This is a genomic window from Aerococcaceae bacterium DSM 111021 (assembly GCA_020112395.1).
Lineage (GTDB): Bacteria > Bacillota > Bacilli > Lactobacillales > Aerococcaceae > Ruoffia.
Genome location: JACCEK010000002.1, coordinates 41330 through 64405, shown reverse-complemented (window position 1 = coordinate 64405; position 23076 = coordinate 41330). Strand labels below are relative to the sequence as shown.

25 protein-coding genes are annotated in these 23076 nt (G+C 37.3%); 16 read left to right on the top strand and 9 right to left on the bottom strand.

Annotated elements, in window-relative coordinates:
- Positions 1-38: 38 nt before the first annotated feature.
- Positions 39-1436, top strand: a complete 1398-nt coding sequence (locus tag HYQ40_06490; GenBank protein ID MBZ6527422.1) for a 6-phospho-beta-glucosidase — start codon at positions 39-41, stop codon at positions 1434-1436.
- 60 nt (positions 1437-1496) lie between these two features.
- Here the strand turns inward: HYQ40_06490 and HYQ40_06485 are convergent, their stop codons facing one another.
- From HYQ40_06485 to HYQ40_06475, 3 genes are all read right to left on the bottom strand, one after another.
- Entirely contained in the window at positions 1497-1826 is a 330-nt protein-coding gene (locus HYQ40_06485) for a DsrE family protein (GenBank protein ID MBZ6527421.1), read from the bottom strand.
- A 222-nt stretch (positions 1827-2048) separates the two neighbouring features.
- Positions 2049-2552: a hypothetical protein gene (locus tag HYQ40_06480; protein MBZ6527420.1), complete on the bottom strand. Its 504-nt coding sequence runs from the start codon at positions 2550-2552 to the stop codon at positions 2049-2051.
- Between the two features lie 21 nt (positions 2553-2573).
- Complete coding sequence (locus HYQ40_06475; GenBank protein ID MBZ6527419.1) at positions 2574-3044, bottom strand: VOC family protein; 471 nt, start codon at positions 3042-3044, stop codon at positions 2574-2576.
- Between the two features lie 166 nt (positions 3045-3210).
- Between HYQ40_06475 and HYQ40_06470 the strand changes: the two genes are divergently transcribed.
- The 4 genes from HYQ40_06470 to HYQ40_06455 are packed head-to-tail and all read left to right on the top strand — an operon-like array spanning position 3211 to position 6008.
- Complete coding sequence (locus HYQ40_06470) at positions 3211-3714, top strand: ECF transporter S component (GenBank protein ID MBZ6527418.1); 504 nt, start codon at positions 3211-3213, stop codon at positions 3712-3714.
- The gene (locus HYQ40_06465; protein ID MBZ6527417.1) at positions 3715-4260 is read left to right on the top strand and encodes a TIGR01440 family protein; all 546 of its coding nucleotides are present in this window, start codon (positions 3715-3717) and stop codon (positions 4258-4260) included.
- 34 nt (positions 4261-4294) lie between these two features.
- Entirely contained in the window at positions 4295-5533 is a 1239-nt protein-coding gene (locus HYQ40_06460; protein ID MBZ6527416.1) for an ArgE/DapE family deacylase, read from the top strand.
- Positions 5534-5573: 40 nt separating this feature from the next.
- Positions 5574-6008, top strand: a complete 435-nt coding sequence (locus HYQ40_06455) for a GNAT family N-acetyltransferase (protein MBZ6527415.1) — start codon at positions 5574-5576, stop codon at positions 6006-6008.
- 54 nt (positions 6009-6062) lie between these two features.
- Here the strand turns inward: HYQ40_06455 and HYQ40_06450 are convergent, their stop codons facing one another.
- Positions 6063-6521: a MaoC family dehydratase gene (locus tag HYQ40_06450; GenBank protein ID MBZ6527414.1), complete on the bottom strand. Its 459-nt coding sequence runs from the start codon at positions 6519-6521 to the stop codon at positions 6063-6065.
- Between the two features lie 34 nt (positions 6522-6555).
- Positions 6556-7761, bottom strand: coding sequence for an acyl-CoA dehydrogenase family protein (locus tag HYQ40_06445; GenBank protein ID MBZ6527413.1), 1206 nt, complete (start codon positions 7759-7761; stop codon positions 6556-6558).
- Between the two features lie 211 nt (positions 7762-7972).
- Between HYQ40_06445 and HYQ40_06440 the strand changes: the two genes are divergently transcribed.
- The 10 genes from HYQ40_06440 (at position 7973) to HYQ40_06395 (ending at position 18890) form a co-directional block, all read left to right on the top strand.
- Complete coding sequence (locus HYQ40_06440) at positions 7973-8878, top strand: LysR family transcriptional regulator (protein MBZ6527412.1); 906 nt, start codon at positions 7973-7975, stop codon at positions 8876-8878.
- A 343-nt stretch (positions 8879-9221) separates the two neighbouring features.
- Entirely contained in the window at positions 9222-10403 is a 1182-nt protein-coding gene (locus HYQ40_06435; GenBank protein MBZ6527411.1) for an acetyl-CoA C-acetyltransferase, read from the top strand.
- Between the two features lie 17 nt (positions 10404-10420).
- Positions 10421-11536, top strand: coding sequence for an acyl-CoA dehydrogenase family protein (locus HYQ40_06430; protein MBZ6527410.1), 1116 nt, complete (start codon positions 10421-10423; stop codon positions 11534-11536).
- 18 nt (positions 11537-11554) lie between these two features.
- Entirely contained in the window at positions 11555-12409 is an 855-nt protein-coding gene (locus HYQ40_06425) for a 3-hydroxybutyryl-CoA dehydrogenase (GenBank protein MBZ6527409.1), read from the top strand.
- Positions 12410-12451: 42 nt separating this feature from the next.
- Entirely contained in the window at positions 12452-13237 is a 786-nt protein-coding gene (locus tag HYQ40_06420) for an enoyl-CoA hydratase/isomerase family protein (protein MBZ6527408.1), read from the top strand.
- 40 nt (positions 13238-13277) lie between these two features.
- Complete coding sequence (locus HYQ40_06415) at positions 13278-14585, top strand: acetyl-CoA hydrolase/transferase family protein (protein MBZ6527407.1); 1308 nt, start codon at positions 13278-13280, stop codon at positions 14583-14585.
- A gap of 149 nt (positions 14586-14734) precedes the next feature.
- Complete coding sequence (locus tag HYQ40_06410; GenBank protein MBZ6527406.1) at positions 14735-16069, top strand: GntP family permease; 1335 nt, start codon at positions 14735-14737, stop codon at positions 16067-16069.
- Between the two features lie 153 nt (positions 16070-16222).
- Entirely contained in the window at positions 16223-17002 is a 780-nt protein-coding gene (locus tag HYQ40_06405) for a formate/nitrite transporter family protein (GenBank protein ID MBZ6527405.1), read from the top strand.
- Between the two features lie 127 nt (positions 17003-17129).
- Positions 17130-18176, top strand: coding sequence for a beta-lactamase family protein (locus HYQ40_06400; protein ID MBZ6527404.1), 1047 nt, complete (start codon positions 17130-17132; stop codon positions 18174-18176).
- 279 nt (positions 18177-18455) lie between these two features.
- The gene (locus tag HYQ40_06395) at positions 18456-18890 is read left to right on the top strand and encodes a DUF2188 domain-containing protein (GenBank protein ID MBZ6527403.1); all 435 of its coding nucleotides are present in this window, start codon (positions 18456-18458) and stop codon (positions 18888-18890) included.
- A gap of 51 nt (positions 18891-18941) precedes the next feature.
- Here HYQ40_06395 and HYQ40_06390 read toward each other — a convergent pair whose 3' ends face one another.
- Positions 18942-19901, bottom strand: a complete 960-nt coding sequence (locus HYQ40_06390) for a DUF697 domain-containing protein (protein MBZ6527402.1) — start codon at positions 19899-19901, stop codon at positions 18942-18944.
- 82 nt (positions 19902-19983) lie between these two features.
- Between HYQ40_06390 and HYQ40_06385 the strand changes: the two genes are divergently transcribed.
- Entirely contained in the window at positions 19984-20388 is a 405-nt protein-coding gene (locus HYQ40_06385) for a hypothetical protein (protein MBZ6527401.1), read from the top strand.
- Positions 20389-20604: 216 nt separating this feature from the next.
- Here the strand turns inward: HYQ40_06385 and HYQ40_06380 are convergent, their stop codons facing one another.
- Genes HYQ40_06380 through HYQ40_06370 form a run of 3 tightly spaced genes read right to left on the bottom strand, consistent with a single transcriptional unit; the run spans position 20605 to position 22942 of the window.
- Positions 20605-21495 (bottom strand): hypothetical protein, encoded by an 891-nt coding sequence (locus tag HYQ40_06380; GenBank protein ID MBZ6527400.1) that lies wholly within the window; start codon positions 21493-21495, stop codon positions 20605-20607.
- Between the two features lie 30 nt (positions 21496-21525).
- Positions 21526-22212: an ABC transporter permease gene (locus HYQ40_06375; protein MBZ6527399.1), complete on the bottom strand. Its 687-nt coding sequence runs from the start codon at positions 22210-22212 to the stop codon at positions 21526-21528.
- Positions 22205-22942, bottom strand: coding sequence for an ATP-binding cassette domain-containing protein (locus tag HYQ40_06370; protein ID MBZ6527398.1), 738 nt, complete (start codon positions 22940-22942; stop codon positions 22205-22207). Before HYQ40_06370 ends, HYQ40_06375 begins: the two co-directional genes overlap by 8 nt.
- Positions 22943-23076: the final 134 nt, after the last annotated feature.

Below are 23076 nucleotides of genomic sequence, written 5' to 3'. Positions count from 1 at the left end.
AATCTGAATATACAAACAATTAAGGAGGCTATATATTTATGGCTAAAGGAATTAAAATTGTAACAATTGGTGGCGGGTCAAGTTACACCCCAGAACTGATTGAGGGGTATATAAAACGAAAAGATGAATTACCTATCGACGAAATCGTCTTAGTAGATATTGAAGCTGGAAAAGAAAAATTAAATATCGTTGGGGCAATGGCTAAGAGAATGATTAAATCAGCCGGACTTCCTTGGAAGGTAACCTTAACCTTAGATCGATTCAATGCTTTGAAAGATGCGGATTTTGTAACGACACAATTTCGAGTAGGCTTACTGGATGCACGTGTTAAAGACGAACGAATTCCATTGTCTCATGGCATTCTAGGGCAGGAAACAAATGGTGCTGGTGGAATGCTTAAAGCGATGCGTACCATTCCAGTTATCGGTTCAATCATTGAAGATATGCGCCAACAATGTCCAAATGCTTGGTTGATTAACTTTACGAATCCGGCAGGTATGATAACCGAAGCGGCAATTAAAGAATTTGGTTGGGATCGTACGATCGGTTTATGTAATGTGCCCATCACACATTGTATTGATATATCAGAGAAATTAGATGTAAAACAAGAAGACTTATTCTTCCAGTTTGCCGGAATCAACCACTTCCACTGGCACCGAGTTTGGGATAAAGCTGGGAATGAACGCACTCAAGAACTGATTGACTTACTATATAAAGAAGATGAAAATACACCAGATAGTGCACTCAAGAATATTCATGATGCGGGTTTTAACATAGATCAAATTCAAGATTTAGGATTGTTACCATGTGGCTATCACCATTACTATTATTCAGCAGATGAGATGTTAGAACATTCCATCGAAGAATTCAAAAACGGTGAGACGCGTGCTCAAGTGGTTAAAGAAACTGAAAGAGATTTATTCGAATTATACAAAAATCCTGAATTAGATTACAAGCCAGAAGAATTAACGCTAAGAGGCGGAACGTATTATAGTGATGCGGCTTGCGAAGTCATTGCATCAATCTACAATGATAAGCGAACACCCATGGTTGTATCAACACAAAACAAGGGAGCCATAGCAGATTTACCTTATGATGCGGTCGTTGAAATTTCAGCAGATATTACTTCGCATGGCGCTGTTCCTTACAACTTTGGATCATTCATGCCGGCTGCTCGAGGAATGTTACAGTTAATGAAAGGCATGGAAGAGACAGTCATTCGTGCGGCCGTTGAAGGTAATTATGGTGCTGCTTTACACGCCTTTACTATTAACCCACTTGTACCAGGTGGAAGGACTGCTAAGCGTGTCCTTGATGAATTATTATATGCCCATAAGGAACACTTGCCACAGTTTGCAAAGAAGATTAAAGAGATTGAAACAAAACAACCTGACGTCGTTGAATCAGTTAATGAATTAATGAAAACAAACGGCTAAGATAAAAAATGAAAGTAGCGCCTAAGATTTGGTATCATACCGAATCTTAGGCGCTACTTTTTAAGCTCGAATATAAGCGTAACCGTCTTCTTGGCGATCTATCAATTCAACGACACCACTTGGGACATATGTAAAGTTGATTTTATTAACCTGTTCTTTCGTTAAACCTTGAGCTGTCAGTGCATGACCGCATAATTCAAAAGTTGCACCTTTCTCAAGTAAAGACTCAGCCATCTTAACAATTTCAGGCTGATTGACAATTTGTACAGCTGAACCGTTTCCGAGAAGGACAACGTCAACGTTAACAAAATCTTTCATTGCATTCGTTGCGCTAGCGATAACTTTTGACCAATCGTCTAATTCATGTGCGTGAAATAATACTTTCTTCATATACTTACCTCTTTACTTTAGTGATAGTAATCAAAATAACAAGCTTATAAAGGCAAAACTTCAGCTAGGAAAAGTTTTTGATCGTATAAAACGATCCCTCGAGTCTTTGTTTTAATCAGCTGCAATGGTTTAATCATTAAACTTTAAGCGTCATAAAAAATTAAGCGTCAAACGCAACCGTTCAAACATGTTATAAATAAACAAAGACACTACCAAAAGGCTTTAAATTTCAGTGGATAATTCAATCGTTATAATCGATTGTGCGTTAGATTGATCAATGAGAGAAGATATTTTATTCACTTCTTTCGTTAGACGATCAATGTCTTCGCGAATCGATAACTCATTATAAGCACTGTATTCAACTATACCAACACCCGTTTCAACACGTGTTTCTTGACGTTGAATTAAGTTTTCAAGTTGTGTAATTAGAAATCTAGTTTGACGCACCCATTCGAGTTGATAAGTGACACTTTGATTATCAACAATTAGCTCATTATTCGCTTGAGCAATGGAATGGCGTAATGCACTAGTATCGGTAATTAGTTTTTTGTATTTAATTAATTCATCCTCATTCGACTGTGCTTTATCTGCGTGAGGAATAGGCTTGCCGTCAACTTTGATAGGACCGAAAAAATTAGAATAGAAGCGACGATTCAATTGTTCAATTTGTTTATTGAAATTTGATAAAGTGAAAATGGCTTCTTGAATAGTGAATTGATATTGCATAATTACCTCCAACTATGATGTTTAATGAGTAGCAGCCTCTAACTCGCTAATGATGATTTTCTTCATACCCATCAGAGCTTGAATCTGTGCGTCAGTTTGTTGTAATTGTTTCAAATTATCGGGAATAATTTGCCAGGATATGCCGTAAGTATCTTTGACCCAACCGCATTGTTCAGCTTGGGGAATGTGAGATAGTTTCGACCAGTAATGGTTAATCTCATCTTGGTCCGCACACTCTTTAGTAAAAGAAATGGCTTCATTAAACTGAAAAGAGGGACCACCATCAAGGGCAATAAATTTTTGACCGTTCAAGGAAAACTCTGCATTAATTACTTTACCAGACATACCTTTAAAGTGTTCACTCAAAGCTTCTTTAGGATAATATTCGAGGCTTAAAATTTCAGAGTTAGGAAAGACAGACACATAGTAATTTATAGCTTCTTTACAATTGTTATCTGAGAACCATAACGACGGGACAATGCATTTCACAATGAACACTCCTCATTTTTCTTTATTTTAACACGCAAATTTGATAAAACATAATGATAAAGGTGGCAAAGCGAACGAAAGTCATCGTATTCTAATTAGTTTCTAATAAGCGTATAAAAAGGGTTGTATTTGTATTATAATAACAACATAACGAAGCGAGGTGAGTTGAATGCTCAAAACAAATAATCTAATCAAAATCGCACTCTTGACTGCGTTGACGACGGCTATCTCGATACTTTTTATTATACCGGTTCCTGCTATGAATGGAATTGTCACCTTATGTGAGGCGGGTATTTATTTGAGTGCAGTATTGCTAGGGCCAGCAGGTGGACTTTGGGTTGGTGCTTTAAGTGGTGGGTTGATTGATATGTTATCAGGCTATCCGCAATGGGCTTTATTCTCAATTATTATTCATGGTATTCAAGGCCTATTAGTTGGATATATGTACCGTCGTTTACCTAAATCATTTGATCTTATATTGAGTTTAGTGATAGGTAGTCTAATAATGATTACAGGTTATTTTATCGCGACGATAATCCTATACACTTGGCCAGCAGCGGTAGCATCAATACCAGGTAATCTTATTCAAAATATATTTGGTATGTTAGTCACTTTGCCTGTCGTGAGAGGACTCGGAAAGATTAACATTATCCCAGTAAAAGAAGGTAATTAGATGAATCAAGAAAAATTAAAACAAGATTTAAAAACGATTGTACAAGATGTACTCGACGTAGCTCTATTACAAAAAGGCGATACATTTGTCTTAGGATGTAGTTCAAGTGAAGTTGTTGGGGGTATGATTGGTAAGAATACAAGCGAAGACGTGGGGGATTTGATCGTTTCAACGATGAAAGAACTTTTAGATCAAGAACAAATTAATCTAGCCGTTCAAGGATGTGAGCATTTAAATCGCTCACTCGTAGTAGAGCGCGCTTATGCTAAAAGTGCTGGTTTAGACGAAGTATTCGTTATCCCAGCATTGAATGCGGGAGGGGCGGCTACAGTCGCAGCATTTAAATACTTTGAAGAACCAGTGGTGGTTGAACATATTGTTGCTCAAGCAGGTCTTGATATTGGTGATACAGCTATTGGTATGCATGTAAAATACGTCCAAGTACCAGTCAGACCAAGTATTAAGGAATTAGGCTCAGCCCATGTAACGGCATTACGCTCAAGACCGAAGTATATTGGGGGACCACGCGCGCAGTATAATAATTAATCCATGAAAGTAAAAATTATAAGGAGTGGAGATAATGAGTGTTTTTTCAAATGAAGATAAATTATCTATATTAAAAGACTTAGTCGCTTTTAAATCAGTCAATGGTAACGAGTTAGAAGTAGCGAATTATTTGCACGATGTATTAACAGAATACAATATTGAATCGAGTGTGATTGAATTAGAATCGGGCAGAGCGAATTTAGTCGCAGAAATCGGAAGCGGAAGCCCGTTTATTGGTATATCAGGACATATGGATGTCGTGTCTGAAGGGGACGCTTCTGATTGGAAATTTGACCCATTCGTCTTAACAGAAGAAGATGGTAAGTTATACGGACGCGGTTCAGCTGATATGAAAGCGGGCTTAGCAGCTCTTATGATTGCGATGATTGAAATCAAAGAAGCAGATTTGTTACCAAAAGGAACAATCCGTTTATTAGTGACATCAGGTGAAGAGAGTACTCAACTAGGCTCAAAGCATTTGCGTGAAGCAGGGTATATGGATGAAGTAGAAGCGATGATTATCGCGGAACCAACAGGTCAAGTCATTAACTATGCTAACAAAGGTTCAATGAACTTTAAGGTAACGTCTCGGGGTAAAGCTGCTCATAGCTCAATGCCTAAAGCAGGTAAGAATGCGATTGAACCCTTAATGAGCTTTGTAGATCATGTGCTTGGAACATTTGAAAGTGTGAATAATAGTACTGAATTCTCAAGCTTTGACTTTATGCCTGTGATTGAGAATTTTGGTGGTTCGGCTCATGATCCAACTGGGAATAAAGACTTAGCTGATTTTCTTAAGCGAGCTGTCTTAACGAATACAATGTTCACAGGTGGTTCTCAAATTAACTCAGTGCCAGATCGCGCTGATGCTTTCTTTAATGCACGAACAGTGACTGAGTTTGATAACGAACAGATGCGAGATATCTTCAATCAAGTATTAGCCCAGTATGAAGGAACAGGAGTGGATTTGTCGCTTGAAATGCTGTTGGACTTAGAACCAGTCATTACAAATCCTGATAATAACCTAGTGAGATTAGCTAAAGAAATTGGTGATTCAACACTTCAGACGGAGTTACTTGTTGGACCAACAACTGGGGTGACTGATGCGTCAAACTTGTTAATTGATAAAGACGAATCGTTCCATTTTATTATATTTGGACCAGGTGAGACCAGTTTAGCTCATCAAGTGAATGAATATGTTTATAAAGAAACGTATCTAGACTTTGTTGATATTTATATTGAGTTAATAACAAGATATGCACAAGAGGTCTAAAAAAGCTGTGCACAATATTTAAAATAAAGGAATGAATTCAATGACGGTTAGATATATTCAATCAGAAAGAGCACAAGAATCCCTTGAACGTATTGATGCATTAATCGATGCTCATACGTTAGAGACATATCCGGAACTGAAGGACTTAGACTCGCACCTTTATGCGGTTCAAGCTTTCGATGAATTAGACTTTGTTGGAGGGATAGCCTTTAAAAAGCAATATGAGACAGTTCATATCAATGCCTTGGCAGTTAAAGAAGCTTACCGAGGTCATCAGATTGGCTCTGGATTACTTAAAGAAATGGAACAATTAGTGGAGTCAATGGGTGTCCATACAGTATCTTTATCGACCTTAAGTTATCAAGCGCTCGACTTTTATAAGAAGCTAGGTTATTCATTATCAGGTGAGATGAAAGATTACCCTAGACGCGGAGTGACAAAATATTCATTGTACAAACGTCTACCAAATTATTAAAAACAACAAAAAAATTACTAGAAGCAAAGAAGTCTTCTAGTAATTTTTTTGTTGTTAATAAGTTGTAGGATTCTCATAGAACATAACAATTGTTGCGCTTGTTTTTAAGAGTATATCACCATTTTGATTAGTCGCGTGCCAATCAACACTGACAATGGCTTGGTAAGGTTTTGATTTAGAGGGTTTAATGTTTAGTATTTCAGTTTTCACATTGAGAATATCACCCGGACGAGTTGGCGCAGGCCATGTTACATTAACCATTGCACCAATCATACCATGTTGAATATTGAACGTGCGAACAACAAGGCCCATAGCTATTGAAGCCGTATGCCATCCACTTGCAATTAAACCACCGAATTGATAATTCTTAGCAGTATCCTCATCACAATGGTAGAACTGTGGATCAAATTTCTGAGCAAAATCAATAATTTCATCTTTAGTTACTTGATATGAACCGTTGTCGATAGTATCCCCAACATTTAATTCATCTAATCGATATACTTTTTTATTCATCTAAACCCTCTTTTAAACCTTCATTTTATTCTTTTTAAGTAAATGCACCGATTCCAGTTAACTCACGACCAACGATTAATGCGTTAACTTCGTGTGTACCTTCATATGTATAAATAGCTTCTGCATCTGCAAAGAAGCGCATTACATCTGATTCTAAAGTAATACCGTTACCACCACATACTTCACGAGCTAAAGCTACTGTTTCACGCATTGTTAATGAGTTATGCATTTTAGCTAATGAAGAATTTAACATTAATGGACGCTCATTTTCTTGTAATTCAGCTAAACGAACAGAGTAAGCTAAGTTAGCGACAACGTTAGCTTGCATACGAGAAAGTTTCTCTTGAACTAATTGGAATCCACCTAATTTTCTTCCGAATTGGTCACGTTCTTTAACGTAGTTTAATGCTGAGATAAATGCACCAGCAGTTACACCCATAGCGATATGAGAAACATCTGCACGAGTGAATATTAAAATCTTAGCAATGTCACCAAAACCATTAATGTTAGCTAAGCGGTCTTCTTCAGGGACAACAACATCATTTAATGTAATGTGTCCGTTACGAATGGCACGTAGAGAACCTTTGTGAGGAATTGGATCAGCATTGTACCCTTCAGCACCTTTGCGAACGATGAAACATTTGATGCGATTGTCTTCAATATCACGAGCAAAGATTGGAATAACGTCAGCAGTATCTGCACCACCGATCCAACGTTTTTCTCCGTTGAGAATCCATTTATCACCTTCGCGACGAGCAGTTGTAGCTAATCCACCAGCGATATCTGATCCGTGATCTGGTTCAGTTAAACCGAAACAACCTTGCCATTCGAATGAAGCTAATTTAGGTGCGAATTCTTCAATTTGACGTTCGTCTCCACCTAAAAGAATAGTATTGTAACATAAACCACCGTGAACCGTGTAGAAAGTAGCGATAGATGCATCGAAACGTGCTAACTCTAAATATAAGAAGGCAGTATATAATTCGCTAGGTTTACGTTTACCTTCACGACCAACATATAATTTAGGGCTATTCATCATACCGACGTCACTTACTTTTTTGAATTCAGCAAATGGGAAATCAGCTTTTTCCCAGTATTCATTGATAACAGGGCGAATGTGAGTTTCTAAAGCTTCACGTACGGCTTGTAATACTTCCACTTCTCCATCCGTTAATTGCTCTGCATAACCGAATAAGTCTTCTGGATATAATTCTTTAACAATTTCTGCTTTTGTAGTCATTGATAGTGCTCCTTTAAAATTAAAATATTTGTTTGTATAAACGCTTACAAGTAAATAATATAACCATTTGATTTGAATTACTAATTACTAATAATTAAACATACTATTAGCTGAGCTTATGAATTATAACCGAATAAGCGTTTACAATTGATGGTAAAAGATGTAAGCTATACGGCATAAGGAATAAAGGAGATAAAAACCAGTTATGAGAATGGATATAAATCAAATGAATTATTTCATCAATATTGTCGAATGTGGTTGCAATTTATCATTAGCAGCAAAAAAAATACATATTAGCCAATCGGCATTGAGCCAATTCATTAGCAATTTTGAAAAAGAAGAAGAAGTAGAATTATTTAAAAGAAAGAATGGACGTTTAGACGGTCTAACAGATAGTGGTTTGAAAATTTATCGTTACGCAGAAGAAATTACACAAAAGAGTGCAGAAATGGAAGAAGTTGTTCGAAGAGAAGCATCTAAACAAAAAGGTACTATCCGTTTAGGAGTTCCTTCATTAATATTACGTGTTTATTTAGCCTCTTATTTACCGAAGTTTACATTAGAACATCCAGATATTCGTATTGAAGTCACAGAAGGTGGCTGCAATGATCTAAGACATATGCTAATTAATAATGATTTAGATTATGCTTTTTTAATTGAACCAACTAACTTAGATTTAAAAGGCTTCGAACAACATGTTATTGATATAAATGAAATGACAGCGTTTATGGATGCAAAACATGAACTAGCTCAAGAAGATATGTTAGAGTGGTCTCAAATTCAACCCTACACTTTAGCGACATTTAATGAAACATTTACGACGCATTTTCTAATTAAGAACAAATTAAAAGAAACAAACTTAATAAATGAAATTATCTTTTCGTCTGCCTCATGGGATTATCTAATTGAAGCGACGCGCGATAATGATATTGTAACAATCCTTCCAAAACCAGTAGATCGCTTTTTGAATACAGCTGATTTTGCTATAAAGCATTTTCGTGAATTTGTTCCGTTCAATATATTATTGTGTCGTCCAATGAAAAAAACTTACAGTGACGTCGAAGATATCTTATTAGAAAATATTCTTGACTTCTTTTATCAGCCTATTGCTAATTAAAGAAGCTTCTTAACAAACAGGTTTAAATGGTTGTGCAAACGAAAATGATCGTCGTTGGATAATCAAGACAGAGATTACAACTCTAATCTCAATATTATAAATAATTTATGAAAGCACCTGAAAATTTCAGGTGTTTTTTTGTTATATATTTATTTTATATATAAGCAAAATAGTGAAAGTGTGATAAAAAATGTCGTCCAAAACATTGATTCGTTTGAGTATAAGTTCAGCTTATAGGAACGTTAATTTTAGTGTGTTAGATATTTGAGCGGTTGAGTAATAGAATAATTTTTGTAAACGCTTAAAAAAATTGACGAAGACACACATAAATGGAGGAAGTAAATTGACAGAAGTAGTAATTGTATCAGCACGTAGATCACCCATCGGAAGTTTTGGTGGCGTATTCAAGAATGTGACTGCCGTTGACTTAGCAACAGCTGTTGTAAAAGAAAGTATCGAATCAATCAATTTAGACCCTAAAGAAATTAACGAAGTCATCTTAGGGAACGTATTAAGTGCGGGGCTTGGGCAAAACGTTGCGAGACAAGTTGCAATTAAATCAGGTATTCCCAAAGAAGTACCGGCATTCACAGTGAATAAAGTATGTGGATCTGGACTTAAAACAGTGGCTTTAGCAGCGCAATCCATTATCGCTGGAGACAATGAAGTTGTTATTGCTGGTGGAACTGAAAGTATGAGCCAAGCTCCATATGTACTAAACGACCAACGTTGGGGTAAACGTATGGGCGACGGACAAATCGTTGATACTGTCCTAAAAGACGGTTTAGTTGATGCTTTTGACGATATTCATATGGGAGTAACAGCAGAAAATGTTGCTGACAAATATGAATTAACACGTGAGATGGAAGACGAATTAGCTTTAGCGAGCCAAAATCGTGCTGAAGATGCGATTAAAGCCGGACGTTTCGTAGACGAAATCGTTCCAATTGCTGTACCTCAACGAAGAGGTGAGCCAGTTATCGTGGATACAGATGAATTCCCACGTTTCGGTTCAACAATGGATTCATTAGGTAAACTACGTCCAGCTTTCGCGAAGGATGGAACTGTCACAGCAGGTAATTCATCAGGTATTAATGATGGCGCTGCTATTCTTATCTTAATGTCTAAGGAAAAAGCAGAACAACTTGGCTTAACACCTTTAGCAACAATCGTTGCACATGCAAGTGGTGGGGTTGATCCTAAAATCATGGGAACTGGACCCATTCCAGCAACACGCCGTGTATTAGCTAAAGCAAACATGAACTTAGATGAGATTGAATTAATTGAAGCGAATGAGGCCTTTGCAGCACAGGCTTTAAGCGTGATTAAAGAATTAGAACTAGATACAGATATCGTCAATGTTAACGGTGGGTCAATTGCTTTAGGACATCCAATTGGAGCAAGTGGCGCACGTATCACAGTCACATTACTGCACGAAATGGTTAAACGCGATTCTAAAACAGGTCTAGCTACATTATGTATTGGTGGCGGACAAGGTATTGCACTAATCGTTAAACGTCCATAAAAAAAGGAGATTGTATTATGTCGGAAATGACTCACAATTTATTAGAAAAAATAACACATTACACTAACAAAGAGTTAGCTCAAGTCAGTAAACATTATGATGCAACAGAAGAATTTCCAACTGAGTATGTGGAATCTTTCTTTAAAGATGATATTTTTCGACTCTTACTTTCTGAAGATTCAGAGACAAAAGACTTTTACACCTTTCTTAAAATAATTCAAATTGTATCAAAACAGTTCGCAGCACTAGGAAGCATTCTACTGACACAAGGTGCATATGGAGTTTGGCCATTATACCGTTTTGGCACACTGGCTCAAAAAGAGCACTATCTTGAAGATATGTTAACTGGCAAGATTCTTGTTGGTTATGCATATTCTGAACTAGATGGTTGTGGGAATCCGGATCTAATGATGACGGAAGCAATTGAGACTGAAAACGGATGGACAATTAATGGAACAAAAGCCAATGTATCTAATGCGAGCGTTGCTTCATTACTCATCGTCGCAGCTAAAGCTGTCAAGATGAGCGGAGAAGTATGCCACGGTTTATTTCTTGTAGACATCAACACACCAGGTGTTGATGTTGATAAACCGATGGAAAAAATGGGCATGAAAGCTTTACCAGTATCAAGTGTGACATTGAACGACGTTCATGTTGCAAAAGATAGTGTGCTTGGCGGCATTTTAGCCGGTAGTGAACAGAATGAAAATCTGATGAACAAAATGAAACTCGCGGTTTCAGCCCAAGCACTTGGTATTGCTCAAGGATCAATGGAGAAAGGCTTAGTTTTCACTGGTTTTGAACGTCAATTTGGTAAACGATTGATTGATCTTGAAATGACTCAATTGCGTTTAGCTGAGTTAGAAACATTAATCCAAGCAACAGAAGCGTTCATTAAACAAGTGGTTGAAACTGCCTCAGATAATACTAGAAAAGTAGCAATGGCTAAACTAATGGCGTCAAATGTTGCGATAGAGACAACAGATGCCGTTATACAAGTTACAGGTGGCTACGGGTATATGAGAAATAATGATATAGAACGATATGTAAGGGATGCGAAGATAACTGCAATTTATGGTGGCTCATCCGATTCACAAAAGAAAATAATCGCCCAACCATGGTTATCGAAATAAATATAGGAGAGTGACATGATGAATATTAAACAAGTTATGGTAATTGGATCCGGCCAAATGGGTAGCGGAATCGCTCAAGTATTAGCTCAAGCTGGCTATAAAGTATTCCTAAACGATATCAAAGAAGAATTTGTTAATCGTGGAATCGAAAAAATTCAAAAACAATTACAACGCCAAGTTGATAAAGGACGTTTAACCCAAGAAAAAGTAGACGAGGCAATGGCAAATATTATACCATCTACTGATTACGGACATGCTAAACAAGTTGAATTAGTGGTTGAAGCAGCAACTGAACGTCGTGATTTAAAATTAGATATCTTCAGACAGTTAGATGAAATTTCACCAGAAGAGACTATCTTAGCGACAAATACGTCATCATTATCAATTACTGAGATTGCAGCAGTAACGAAGCGTCCAAACAAAGTCGTTGGAATGCACTTCTTTAATCCAGTACCAGTAATGAAATTATTAGAAATTAACATTGGTTTAACGACTGATAATGACACAGTTGAAGCAATTAGAACGGTTGGAGAAACATTAAACAAAACAATTGTGGAAGTGAAAGATTCACCAGGATTTGTGGTTAACCGCATCTTAATCCCAATGATTAACGAAGCAATCTTTGTTTTAAGTGAAGGTATCTCATCTGCTGATGAGATTGACGAAGCGATGAAAGCTGGAGCAAATCATCCAATCGGTCCATTAGCATTAGCGGATCTAATTGGTTTAGACGTTACCTTATCAATCATGGAAGTGCTATACGAAGGCTTTAAAGATTCGAAATATCGCCCAGCACCTCTATTAGTTAAACATGTTGAAGCGGGATTATTAGGCCGTAAAACAGGTAAAGGATTCTTCGACTATTCTAAATAATCCCCCGGGATTATTTAGTCTTTATATAAAAGGAGCAAAAAAATGAAAACGTATAACAAATTGATTATTGAAGTAAAAGAAAAAATTGGTTACTTAACAATCAACCAACCAAAGGCCTTAAATGCTTTAGATAGTGAAGTATTACAAGAATTGAATGAAGCATTAACAGAAATTCAAAACAACGCTGACATACAAGTTGTAATTGTTACTGGAGCTGGAGAGAAAGCCTTTGTAGCCGGTGCAAATATTAAAGAGATGAGCCAAAAAACACCTATCGAAGGTATGACATTCTCAGAGCTAGGTAATCATGTATTCTCAAAATTAAGCAAATTAAAACAACCAACTATTGCAGCTGTTAATGGCTTTGCATTAGGTGGTGGAAGTGAACTTGCGCTAGCGTGTGATATCCGTATTGCTTCAGAAACTATGAAGATTGGTCAACCAGAAGTTTCTTTAGGAATTATACCTGGCTTTGGTGGAACACAACGTTTGAGCCGATTAGTTGGTGTCGCAAAAGCAAAAGAATTAATCTTCACTGGAAAAAATATTAAGGCAGACGAAGCAGAAAAAATTGGTTTAGTAAACAAAGTAGTTACACCTGAAGAATTAATGGCAGAGGCAGAAACATTAGCGAACCAAATTCTTAAAAATGCACCATTTGCTGTACAACAATCGAAAGTAGTTATCGATAAAGGATTAGAATTGCCATTAGATCATGCTTTAACGCTAGAAGCTGACACATTCGGCTTATGCTTTGCAACGGAAGACCAAACTGAAGGAATGACTGCTTTTATTGAGAAACGCCCAAGTAACTTTACTGGAAAATAATCTATTATAACAAGAGGAGCCAAATTAAATGACTGAGAAAATGACAGCGCTATATAAAGAAAAACTTACAACTGCCCTTGAAGCAGTAAAATTAATTGAAGCCAATGATTCGATTGTATATCCAATCACACCGGGTGAACCGGCTGCTTTGCATAACGCAATTAGCCAATTAACGACATTAAACAACAATACGATGTACCGTATGTTACCAAGTACACCGACTTTAGACTTTCCACAAGAACAATTGAAACAAGTTTCAATCTTCTTATCCGGTGCAGACCGTAGAGATTTTAATTCACATAAAGTGGATTTATTACCAAATCATTTCTCGGATATTCCATCATTGTTATTACAACGTGATGATGCGCCAGTTATTATGGCAACAGTGTCGCCGATGGATGAGAACGGATATTTCTCATTAGGAACAAGTGTATCTTACGTAGGACCATTATTAAAACAAGCCAAGAAAATAATCTTAGAAGTGAATGAAAACATGCCTTATACGTTTGGTGATTTAAACCATATTCACATTAGTGACGTGGATGCATTAATCGAGAATAACGTTGAACTAACAACGTTACCTGAGCCAACTTTAAGTGATAAAGACTTAGCAATTGGACAAATTATTGCAGATATGGTGGATGATACAGCAACACTTCAAATTGGTTTCGGATCAATGCCAAACGCTGTTATGAAATTCTTAATGGAGAAAAAAGATTTAGGCTTACATACTGAGATGCTTCCTGATAAAGCTGTAGAATTGTACGAAAATAATATCATCAGCAATCAATACAAACCAAGTCTAAAAGGGAAGACTGTCTCAACCTTTGCGATTGGTTCGAAAAGGTTGTATGAATTCATGGACCACAATCCAGATATCTACATGCAACCATGTGATGTCACGAATAGTTTCAAATCAATTAGTGAGATTGATAACTTAGTTGCAATCAATTCTACAGTACAAGTAGATTTCTTAGGCCAATGTAACTCTGAACGTGTACAAGATACTTACTATTCTTCAACGGGTGGGCAATCTGACTTCACGAAAGGCGTTCGCTTAACAAGTGCTGGTAAAGGAATTATTTGCCTTTACTCAACTGCGAAGAAAGATACAATCTCAACAATCGTGCCATTCTTACACCCAGGCGCACCTGTAACAACATCTAAAAATGATATTGATACAGTGGTAACTGAATACGGAGCAGCGCAATTAAAAGGTAAAACAGTCTTTGAACGTGCTGAAGCATTAATTAATATTGCTCATCCTAAATTTAGAGATGAATTACGTGAGCAAGCCGTTGCTATGGGGTATATCGTTTTAGACAAAGTTGCTGTTGGAAGCATTTAATCAATCATAATCTAGACTAACTTAGGCCGTGATGACGATTCGTATCATGTATGTATATATATGACTGAGTTGTAGCACGGCTTTAAGTGTGTCTACTATTAATGTAACTAAATTTAAAAATCAATTAAATAGACATAAGAGGTGGAAAGATGGCATTATTAGGTTCAATAGGTGTATTACTTGGTGTGTTTCTAATTATTTATTTATCAGTTAAAGAATTAAATATCATTATCGCAGCACCATTAGCAACATTGGTTATCTTAGTTTTCAATCAAATGGATATTATCCCTATGTTATTAGGAGATAGTCCTCAACAATATATGGGTGCATTAGCAAGCTATATATTAAATTATTTTGCAGTATTTTTACTCGGTTCAATCCTTGCTAAACTGATGGAAGCAAGTGGCGCGACGGTATCGATAGCTGATTTTATCTTAAATAAAATTGGATACGATAATCCATTTCGTGTTCTGGTTGCCATCTTTCTTATAAGTGTCATCTTAACTTACGGTGGTATTAGCTTGTTCGTTGTTATGTTTGCTGTATTACCTCTAGCTAAGTCATTATTTAAGAAACTGGATATTTCATGGCACTTAATTCAAGTTCCGCTTTGGTTGGGGATTGCTACGATTACGATGACAATGTTACCAGGAACGCCAGCTATTCAGAATGTCATTCCCATTCAATATCTAGGAACGTCATTAACGGCTGCCCCGATACCAAGTATTCTAGGAAGTATTGGTTGTGTTATCTTTGGTTTAACTTATATGCGCCATACGCTGAACAAGAGTTTAGCTAAAGGCGAAACGTATGCGACGTATGTTAAAGATACAGAAGTTGCCGTTGAATTAGGTGAGATGCCTTCATTTATCAATAGTATTCTTCCTTTACTTGTGTTGATTACTATTGCTCTTGCCGGAAGTATATTCGGTAATGAGTTCTGGAAGACGAATGTCATTTACTTTGCTTTATTAGTGGGTATTCTTCTTGCTTTATTCTTATTCAAATCGTACTTACCAAACAAAATGCAAGTCTTGAGTGTCGGAGCAAGTAGTTCAATTGGACCTATTTTTACAACTGCATCAGCAGTCGCGTTTGGTGCTGTAGTTATGGCAGCACCAGGATTCTCAGTGTTTGCAGAAATCATGTTGAATATTCCAGGAGGACCCTTGGTTTCTCTAACTGTTCTTACAGCGGTCATGTCAGGAATTACTGGATCAACTTCCGGAGCCCTTGGTATCGTGATGCCAGCATATGCTCAATATTATCTAGATGCAGGTGTTCATCCTGAAATGATTCACCGAGTCGCTGCTGTAGCGGCTAACTTCTTAACATTAGTTCCACATGGTGGTGCGATGTTAACATTCTTAGCAATCAGTGGATTAACACACAAGACAGGCTTCAAGCAAGCTTTCATTGTAGCAATTGGTGGTTCATTCGTTGCTCAAGTAATTATTATTCTAGTCGGATCATTTATATATTAATGGGTTGTTAAGTGTCGAGTTAAACATTCGGCACTTTTTTTATGCCATGAAACATTCATGAATATTCATAAAAAACATTTATGGAATTGCTTACACTTGTGAAGAAGTGTGCTATAGTAATAGTGTTAAAATTATGAAGGAGACGGGATACCGATGAATAATTATATTGATGACGTTGCTAAGAAGAAGGAGGCGCTGTTTCGCACAGAGTTTATCCGATATGGCGTGAGGTCTATATTTGCAGGTATGTACCTAACATTAGGCTCAGCTGTAGCGTTTATCGCTGCCGACCATTTTAGTGTCATTAACCCAGTTTTGGGACGGACACTTTTCGCATTGCTTTTTCCTTGGGGCTTAGTAACGATTATAATGCTTAATGGTGAGCTTGCCACATCAAATATGATGTTTTTAACGAATGCTGCCTACCGAAAGACAATTCCAGTGAGATCGGCGATTGGCATACTATTAATGTGTACCTTGTTCAACTTGATAGGGAGTATGGTTACAGCTTTTATGTTGAGTCAGACGACGCTATTTAGTAACTTGGAAGCATCGCATTACTTATATACAGCCGTTGAAACAAAGCTAGCTAAGCCTTATGGCTCAATGCTTTTTGATGGGATGCTTGCAAACATTTTAGTAAATATTGCCATTATTGGAAGTGTTCGAATGAAGGAAAATAGTGCAAAAATAATGTTTGTTGTGGCTATTATATTTATTTTTTGTTATTTTGGTTTCGAACACGTTATCGCAAACTTTGGTTCGTTCTCATTAGTGCTATTTACGAACCCAGGTGCGATTGGAAGTTTTACTTTCGGTAATGTTATATCGCATTGGTTGTTGGTTTTTATGGCTAACTATATTGGTGGAGGCCTGATTATGGGCTTAGGTTATTCATGGTTAGACACAACAAAAACCACCTACTTAGATTAAATATATTGAATAGATCCTCGTATTTATGCGACGATCTATTTTTTTGTATAGGAATAGGTTATAAACTCAAGCTTGTTTCAGTATAATGGATGGAATAACACATTATGTTAAAAAGAGGAGATTATATATGTCGAGAATTTATCGTAAGTTGGTTCTTGGGCTGTTATTCATAAGCGCCTATCCATCCACAACTTATGCACAAACTGAATCTGAGTTCGATATATTAATCAATCAAGCTGTACAAGCAACGGATGATGCGCTGATTACAGTTGGTTATATTGAGAACGGGGAATCCGATTACGCCGTGTATACAAACAAAGGGATCAGTGTATCAAATACACTGCATGACTATGAAGTAGGGTCGATTACAAAGACGTTTACCGGCGCCTTGATTGCTCAGGCTGCAGAGGAAGAGAAACTTGATATTGATGATTCTATCCAGGATTATTTGGATTTACCCAAGGACAGAGAATACCCTACAATCCGACAATTGTTAACCCATACGTCAGGTTATCCAACTTTTTTTGAAAATGATATACTTATTGGTAATTTAACTCAAGGAATAAATCCTTATCATGGTATAACGCGCGAGATGATGGTAGAAGAAGTGATTGCCAACCCAACCACATCAGGGGAGCAGGCCTTTCAATATTCAAATTTTAATGCAGGGTTATTAGGACTTGTCTTAGAAAGTGTCTACGGTAGTACTTATAGTGAACTAGTTTATGCATACGCCAGTGAAGATTTAGACTTATCTGATACTTATCTCTTTGAGGAAGAAACTCAACTAGGTAATAATTGGATATGGTCAGAGCAAGATGCCTATGCACCTGCAGGGGCAATGATATCAAACATTGAAGATATGTTGCTTTATTCAGAGTTACAGCTTGATGGTCAAGTTGCTCACGAATCACTTGCCCAGGTTAATGCAACAACGGGTGATAACGGTCAAGTAGGTATTCGAATTGACGATGTGGGCTATCAATGGATGATTAATCAAGAACACAATATTATTTGGCACGACGGAGGAACTGGAGGTTACACATCTTACATCGGTTTTAATAAAGAAGAACAAGTTGCAGTGATTGTCCTATCAAATGTTCCGATGGATCAAGGAATTCCATCAAACCTAATTGGAAGCGTCTTGTTGATGGAAATGTTAGGAGAAATATAAAACGACTCGAGGTGATATGCCACTTCGAGTCGTTTTTATTCAGAGATAATTGAGTAGATACCATCTTCAACAAGGATTACTTTTGCCTTGTAAAGGTTGATCGACACTTAGGAAGTTATTGAGCGATTTTCTGAAAGAATGAAGCGACAAATAAATTATTTAGAAGGTCTCCGTTCTGCTTTATTTATTATCATAAGACTCAAACTTATGCAAGTGCAATTAATAGGAATTGATACCTTTGGATTGTATAATACAACTATCAACAAAGGAGTGATGAATATGCCATGGAATATGCAGGACTATCCGGATTCTTTGAAAAATTTTGACCCTTTACTACGTAAGAAAATCATCGATATCGCGAATGCCCTTGAAGATAGTGGCTATGAAGATGACCGCGCCATTCCTATCGCTATAAATGAAGGAAAAGAATGGTATAAAAATGCAAGTCAGAGTGAATTGGATGAGTTTGATCAAGAATCCAACCCATCAAAAACGGATGAACATGATACGAGTAGTGCGAATCCGGAGTTGCTAGATAATGACGTTGAAGTCTATTATGAAGACGATCAATGGAAAGTCAAGACAGTAGACGCTAAACGCGCTAGCGAGACTTTTGATAAAAAGGCTGATGCTTTAGACCGAGCTAAAGAAATTATTGACAACCGTGACGCAGAAGTAATTAGCTATACTAAAGACGGTAAGAAACAAGATTAACAGCAAAAATAGACCTCCAGACAGTGTGATCTGGAGGTCTATTTTTTTGAATTATTTACTGTCGCTAAAAGTGAACCAACGTTTAGCAGTACCAACACTTGCTTTACGCGCAGCGTTTCCAACTGTTTTTACGATTACTTTACTATTATCTTTGATAATAGAACCCATAAATTTCATAGACTGCAGTGATGCAGATCGACGGACACTTTGCTTATTTACCGGACGAATATGACCTAGGAAATCTTGGGTAATAATCCCAACACGCATGGTTAGAAATGAATTTACAGCACCTTCCATTAATGAGCTGACAACTAGATTAGCGATGGGAACCATCCCAGGTATTGCTGAAGCAATACTTTCACCAACCAGCGTCGTAATTAATGGTTCCATTTGATATTCAATCAAATCAGCGTCTTCAATTGTTCGAGCCATTAAGACGACACTTGCCACTTGCATATAAAGTTTCGCCAAGCTAACGATAGAAGGGCGCGTCTGATAGATTCTAGCCACTTGCCACACCATTCTAAGAAGGGAGAACAAGACAACCAGACTATCTAAGGATCCATTTTGCGAGATGGCTGTACTTAAGAAAATAGCATTCGCATTTTGTTTAATTAGAGGCATCGATAACGTATCTAATTCAAGAAAATACCTCTCGACTTGTTCTTCTTTAGAAAGAGTTTCATCAATATCTAAATGCACTAGATTATCATTTTTTTTCAATAATTCCAGTGTATTATCTATGTACTCGTCATATTCTTCTTCTGAAGCGTCATCTTTCAATTCTAATACTTTCGGACTTTTCAGTAGTTGATTTGCGATTGAATAGAGAACATACAGTATACCAATTCCTATAACGCTTAAAACTACAATCGCTAATATCGGATGCAGTAAAGATAAGAATTGATAAAGTAATATAAATTGGTTAACAACGAATACAATGAACAGAATACCTATTATAAAGGCCAGCCCCAACAAAACGCGCCTTATATCTTTCCACCAATCTGACATAACATCAGTCCTTTCACGTTTATCCTATACATTTTACCGTAAATATACCATAAATCTATCAGCCTAGAGACTTAGATGATAAATGTTTCAGTTAGTGTATGGTATCTGGATAAGTTTAAAATCAACTCAAATTTTATTTAGTGCGATTGTAGTCGAGTACGCTCAACTCGAGAAGAATGACTCAGCGATTGTACTCGAGTACGTCCAACTTGAGAAGAATGACTCAGCGATTGTACTCGAGTACGCTCAACTCGAGAAGAATGACTCAGCGATTGTACTCGAGTACGCTCAACTCGAGAAGAATGACTCAGCGATTGTACTCGAGTACGCTCAACTCGAGAAGAATGACTCAGCGATTGTACCCGAGTACGCTCAACTCGAGAAGAATGACTCAGCGATTGTACTCGAGTACGCCCAACTTGAGAAGAATGACTCAGCGATTGTACCCGAGTTCACCAACTCGAGAAGAATGACTCAGCGATTGTAGTCGAGTTCACCCAACTCGAGAAGAATGACTCAGCGATTGTACTCGAGTACGCCCAACTCGAGAAGAATGACTCAGCGATTGTACTCGAGTACGCTCAACTCGAGAAGAATGACTCAGCGATTGTACTCGAGTTCCCGCAACTCGAGAAGAATCCCAAGTACAAAAAAACAGCGCTTATTATTTTAATAAGCGCCATCTTATAAAAATTATCTTCGATTACTCGTCTGAGTCAGCGTCTGACTCTTCTTCCGACTCTTCTTCTGAATCAGTTTCCTCAGAATCATCACCATCTAAGCTAAATGCTGGAGCAAGGTGTTTTTCTTCAGCTAAGCCGTTTAAGAATTCTAGAACTTCTGGGGAAGCGAATGCAGCTTGTAGGGCTTTAGTTGCTTCTGAATCTAAGTTTCCTTCACGGATAACAACTTGTAAAGCATAGGTATTATTATCTTCATCTTCTAATAATAATGCGTCATCTGTTGTCAAATCAATACTTGCGATATAAGTAGGGTAGTTGAACACTAATTCAACGCCGTCTTCATAAGCACCCGTTAAGTTTAATAAATCAATATGTGTAAACTCTAAATTAAGTGGGTTTTCCTCAATGTCATCAACAGTTGGGAATAAGCCTGCTTCATCGTTTAAAGAAATTAAGTCATGGTCTTCTAAGATTAATAGCGCACGACCTTCGTTAGTAATATCTGAAGGGATCGCCACTTCGGCACCTTCTTCGATTTGGTCAATTGAGTCGTAAACAGATGAATAGAAACCAACAACTGCGTTATAAATTGGTTGAATTGCGACTAAGTCACCGTCACGCTCTTCGTTGAAGATTTCAGCGAAAGGCTCGTGTTGAGCAAAGTTAGCATACACTTCGTCATTTAATAATGCTTCGTTGTATTGGATGTTATCAGATACTTCAACTAATTCGATTGAATAAGGTTCAGCGATGACGTCACTTGCGATCTCAACAACGTCTGTCATTGGGGGTAAGTGAGATGCAACCTTAATGACATTATCCTCATCTTGAGCTGAGACGTTCATAGTAGCAGGAGCGATTCCTCCGACTAATAATGCTAAAGCACTGAATAATAAACCTTTTTTAAACATATACATTCTCCTTTAAATTTAATACGCTATCTAGCGTTTATCTAATTTCTTAGCTAATTTTAAACCTAACCATTGAATAATTTGTACAAAAATGATTATAACGACGATTGCAGTATACATAATATCTGTTTCGTAACGTTGATAACCATAACGAATAGCAAAGTCTCCGATTCCACCTCCTCCTACAACACCCATAATCGTTGAATAAGAGATAAAGCTGACAAAAGCAGTGGTGAAACCAATAATCAGAGAACTTCGTGACTCGACGAAAAGGAATTTTCGAACGAGTTGCGAAGTGGATGCTCCCATCGCATTGGCTACTTCAGTCACACCTTTTGGAATCTCTAACAACGACTGCTCGACAAAACGAGCATAGAGAGCGATTGCAATTAACATCATTGGAAAAGATGCTGCGATGGGGTCTCCCGTTGCTCGCCCATATAAGGCGCGAATGGCAGGTTGCATCGCAACAACAAGTAACAAGAAAGGGAAGGAGCGAACAATATTGACGAATACATTACATAATTGGTAGATCCACCGATTCTCGGCAGGGCGTCCTTTTGCTGTTAAATAAAGTAACGTACCTAAAGGTATTCCAAGCAAGATAGCAGCTATTGAAGCTAGACCTAACATTATGCCCGTTTCTTGCAAGCTCTCAATGAGTTTAGGAGCAAAGTCGATGACGCGTTCAAAGTATTGACTTAAACTTTCATTCATTCGCTAGCACCTCCAGCACCCGGTCGTGATAGCTCTTTGATTCAGGGATTTGGTTTTTTGCTTGAATCTCTAAAATATCAACGAGCTTTCCGTTTTCTAATACAGCTGTCCGGTTACACATCGCTTTAATCACATCTAATTCATGAGAGACTACGACGATGGTCATATGGAACTTAGCGTGAGCTTTTTTTAATACTGAGACAATTTCGTCAGTCATCGTAGCATCCAATGCCGAGGTTGGTTCGTCACATAACAAAATTTTTGGACGCGTAATGAGCGCTCTAGCAATACCGACCCGTTGTTTTTGACCCCCCGACAATTGGCTAGGATAGTGATTTTTTTTGTCACTTAACCCAACAAAATTCAAAACGTCGTCCACCGATAAAGGATTATCATATTGATGGATTTCAAGTGCAAGGCTGATATTCTCGGCAACTGTTTTATTATTTAATAAATTAAATTGTTGAAAAATCATCCCAATATCTTTTCGGTATTGTTGTAATTCTCTTTTACTTAATGATAAGACATCAACGTTATCTACTTTTACTTGGCCACTATCAGGGCGTTCAAGTGCATTGATAAAGCGCACAAGTGTTGATTTTCCAGCACCACTTTCACCAATCACCCCAAATATTTCTTGGTCATGAATCTTTAAACTTATATTATCTACGGCGAAAAAAGGACCATTCCTTCCTTCGAAACGCTTCGTTGTATTAACCAGTTCAATCAAAATAATACACCGCCTTTAGATTTTTATTTAAATATATTGTAACAGGTTTCACTGAGAAACGAAACAGATGAATGCGTTTATAACAAGTTGAATGATGCGAATCAGTTGTTTTGCTAAAACAGACAGAACTTACT

Bases quoted from the DNA above. Each gene is read 5' to 3' on its own strand.
- HYQ40_06490 (MBZ6527422.1), top strand. From the start codon at position 39: ATGGCTAAAGGAATTAAAATTGTAACAATTGGTGGCGGGTCAAGTTAC.
- HYQ40_06485 (MBZ6527421.1), bottom strand. From the start codon at position 1,826: ATGAAGAAAGTATTATTTCACGCACATGAATTAGACGATTGGTCAAAA.
- HYQ40_06480 (MBZ6527420.1), bottom strand. From the start codon at position 2,552: ATGCAATATCAATTCACTATTCAAGAAGCCATTTTCACTTTATCAAAT.
- HYQ40_06470 (MBZ6527418.1), top strand. From the start codon at position 3,211: ATGCTCAAAACAAATAATCTAATCAAAATCGCACTCTTGACTGCGTTG.
- HYQ40_06465 (MBZ6527417.1), top strand. From the start codon at position 3,715: ATGAATCAAGAAAAATTAAAACAAGATTTAAAAACGATTGTACAAGAT.
- HYQ40_06460 (MBZ6527416.1), top strand. From the start codon at position 4,295: ATGAGTGTTTTTTCAAATGAAGATAAATTATCTATATTAAAAGACTTA.
- HYQ40_06455 (MBZ6527415.1), top strand. From the start codon at position 5,574: ATGACGGTTAGATATATTCAATCAGAAAGAGCACAAGAATCCCTTGAA.
- HYQ40_06450 (MBZ6527414.1), bottom strand. From the start codon at position 6,521: ATGAATAAAAAAGTATATCGATTAGATGAATTAAATGTTGGGGATACT.
- HYQ40_06445 (MBZ6527413.1), bottom strand. From the start codon at position 7,761: ATGACTACAAAAGCAGAAATTGTTAAAGAATTATATCCAGAAGACTTA.
- HYQ40_06440 (MBZ6527412.1), top strand. From the start codon at position 7,973: ATGGATATAAATCAAATGAATTATTTCATCAATATTGTCGAATGTGGT.
- HYQ40_06430 (MBZ6527410.1), top strand. From the start codon at position 10,421: ATGTCGGAAATGACTCACAATTTATTAGAAAAAATAACACATTACACT.
- HYQ40_06425 (MBZ6527409.1), top strand. From the start codon at position 11,555: ATGAATATTAAACAAGTTATGGTAATTGGATCCGGCCAAATGGGTAGC.
- HYQ40_06420 (MBZ6527408.1), top strand. From the start codon at position 12,452: ATGAAAACGTATAACAAATTGATTATTGAAGTAAAAGAAAAAATTGGT.
- HYQ40_06415 (MBZ6527407.1), top strand. From the start codon at position 13,278: ATGACAGCGCTATATAAAGAAAAACTTACAACTGCCCTTGAAGCAGTA.
- HYQ40_06410 (MBZ6527406.1), top strand. From the start codon at position 14,735: ATGGCATTATTAGGTTCAATAGGTGTATTACTTGGTGTGTTTCTAATT.
- HYQ40_06405 (MBZ6527405.1), top strand. From the start codon at position 16,223: ATGAATAATTATATTGATGACGTTGCTAAGAAGAAGGAGGCGCTGTTT.
- HYQ40_06400 (MBZ6527404.1), top strand. From the start codon at position 17,130: ATGTCGAGAATTTATCGTAAGTTGGTTCTTGGGCTGTTATTCATAAGC.
- HYQ40_06395 (MBZ6527403.1), top strand. From the start codon at position 18,456: ATGCCATGGAATATGCAGGACTATCCGGATTCTTTGAAAAATTTTGAC.
- HYQ40_06390 (MBZ6527402.1), bottom strand. From the start codon at position 19,901: ATGTCAGATTGGTGGAAAGATATAAGGCGCGTTTTGTTGGGGCTGGCC.
- HYQ40_06385 (MBZ6527401.1), top strand. From the start codon at position 19,984: ATGTTTCAGTTAGTGTATGGTATCTGGATAAGTTTAAAATCAACTCAA.
- HYQ40_06380 (MBZ6527400.1), bottom strand. From the start codon at position 21,495: ATGTTTAAAAAAGGTTTATTATTCAGTGCTTTAGCATTATTAGTCGGA.
- HYQ40_06375 (MBZ6527399.1), bottom strand. From the start codon at position 22,212: ATGAATGAAAGTTTAAGTCAATACTTTGAACGCGTCATCGACTTTGCT.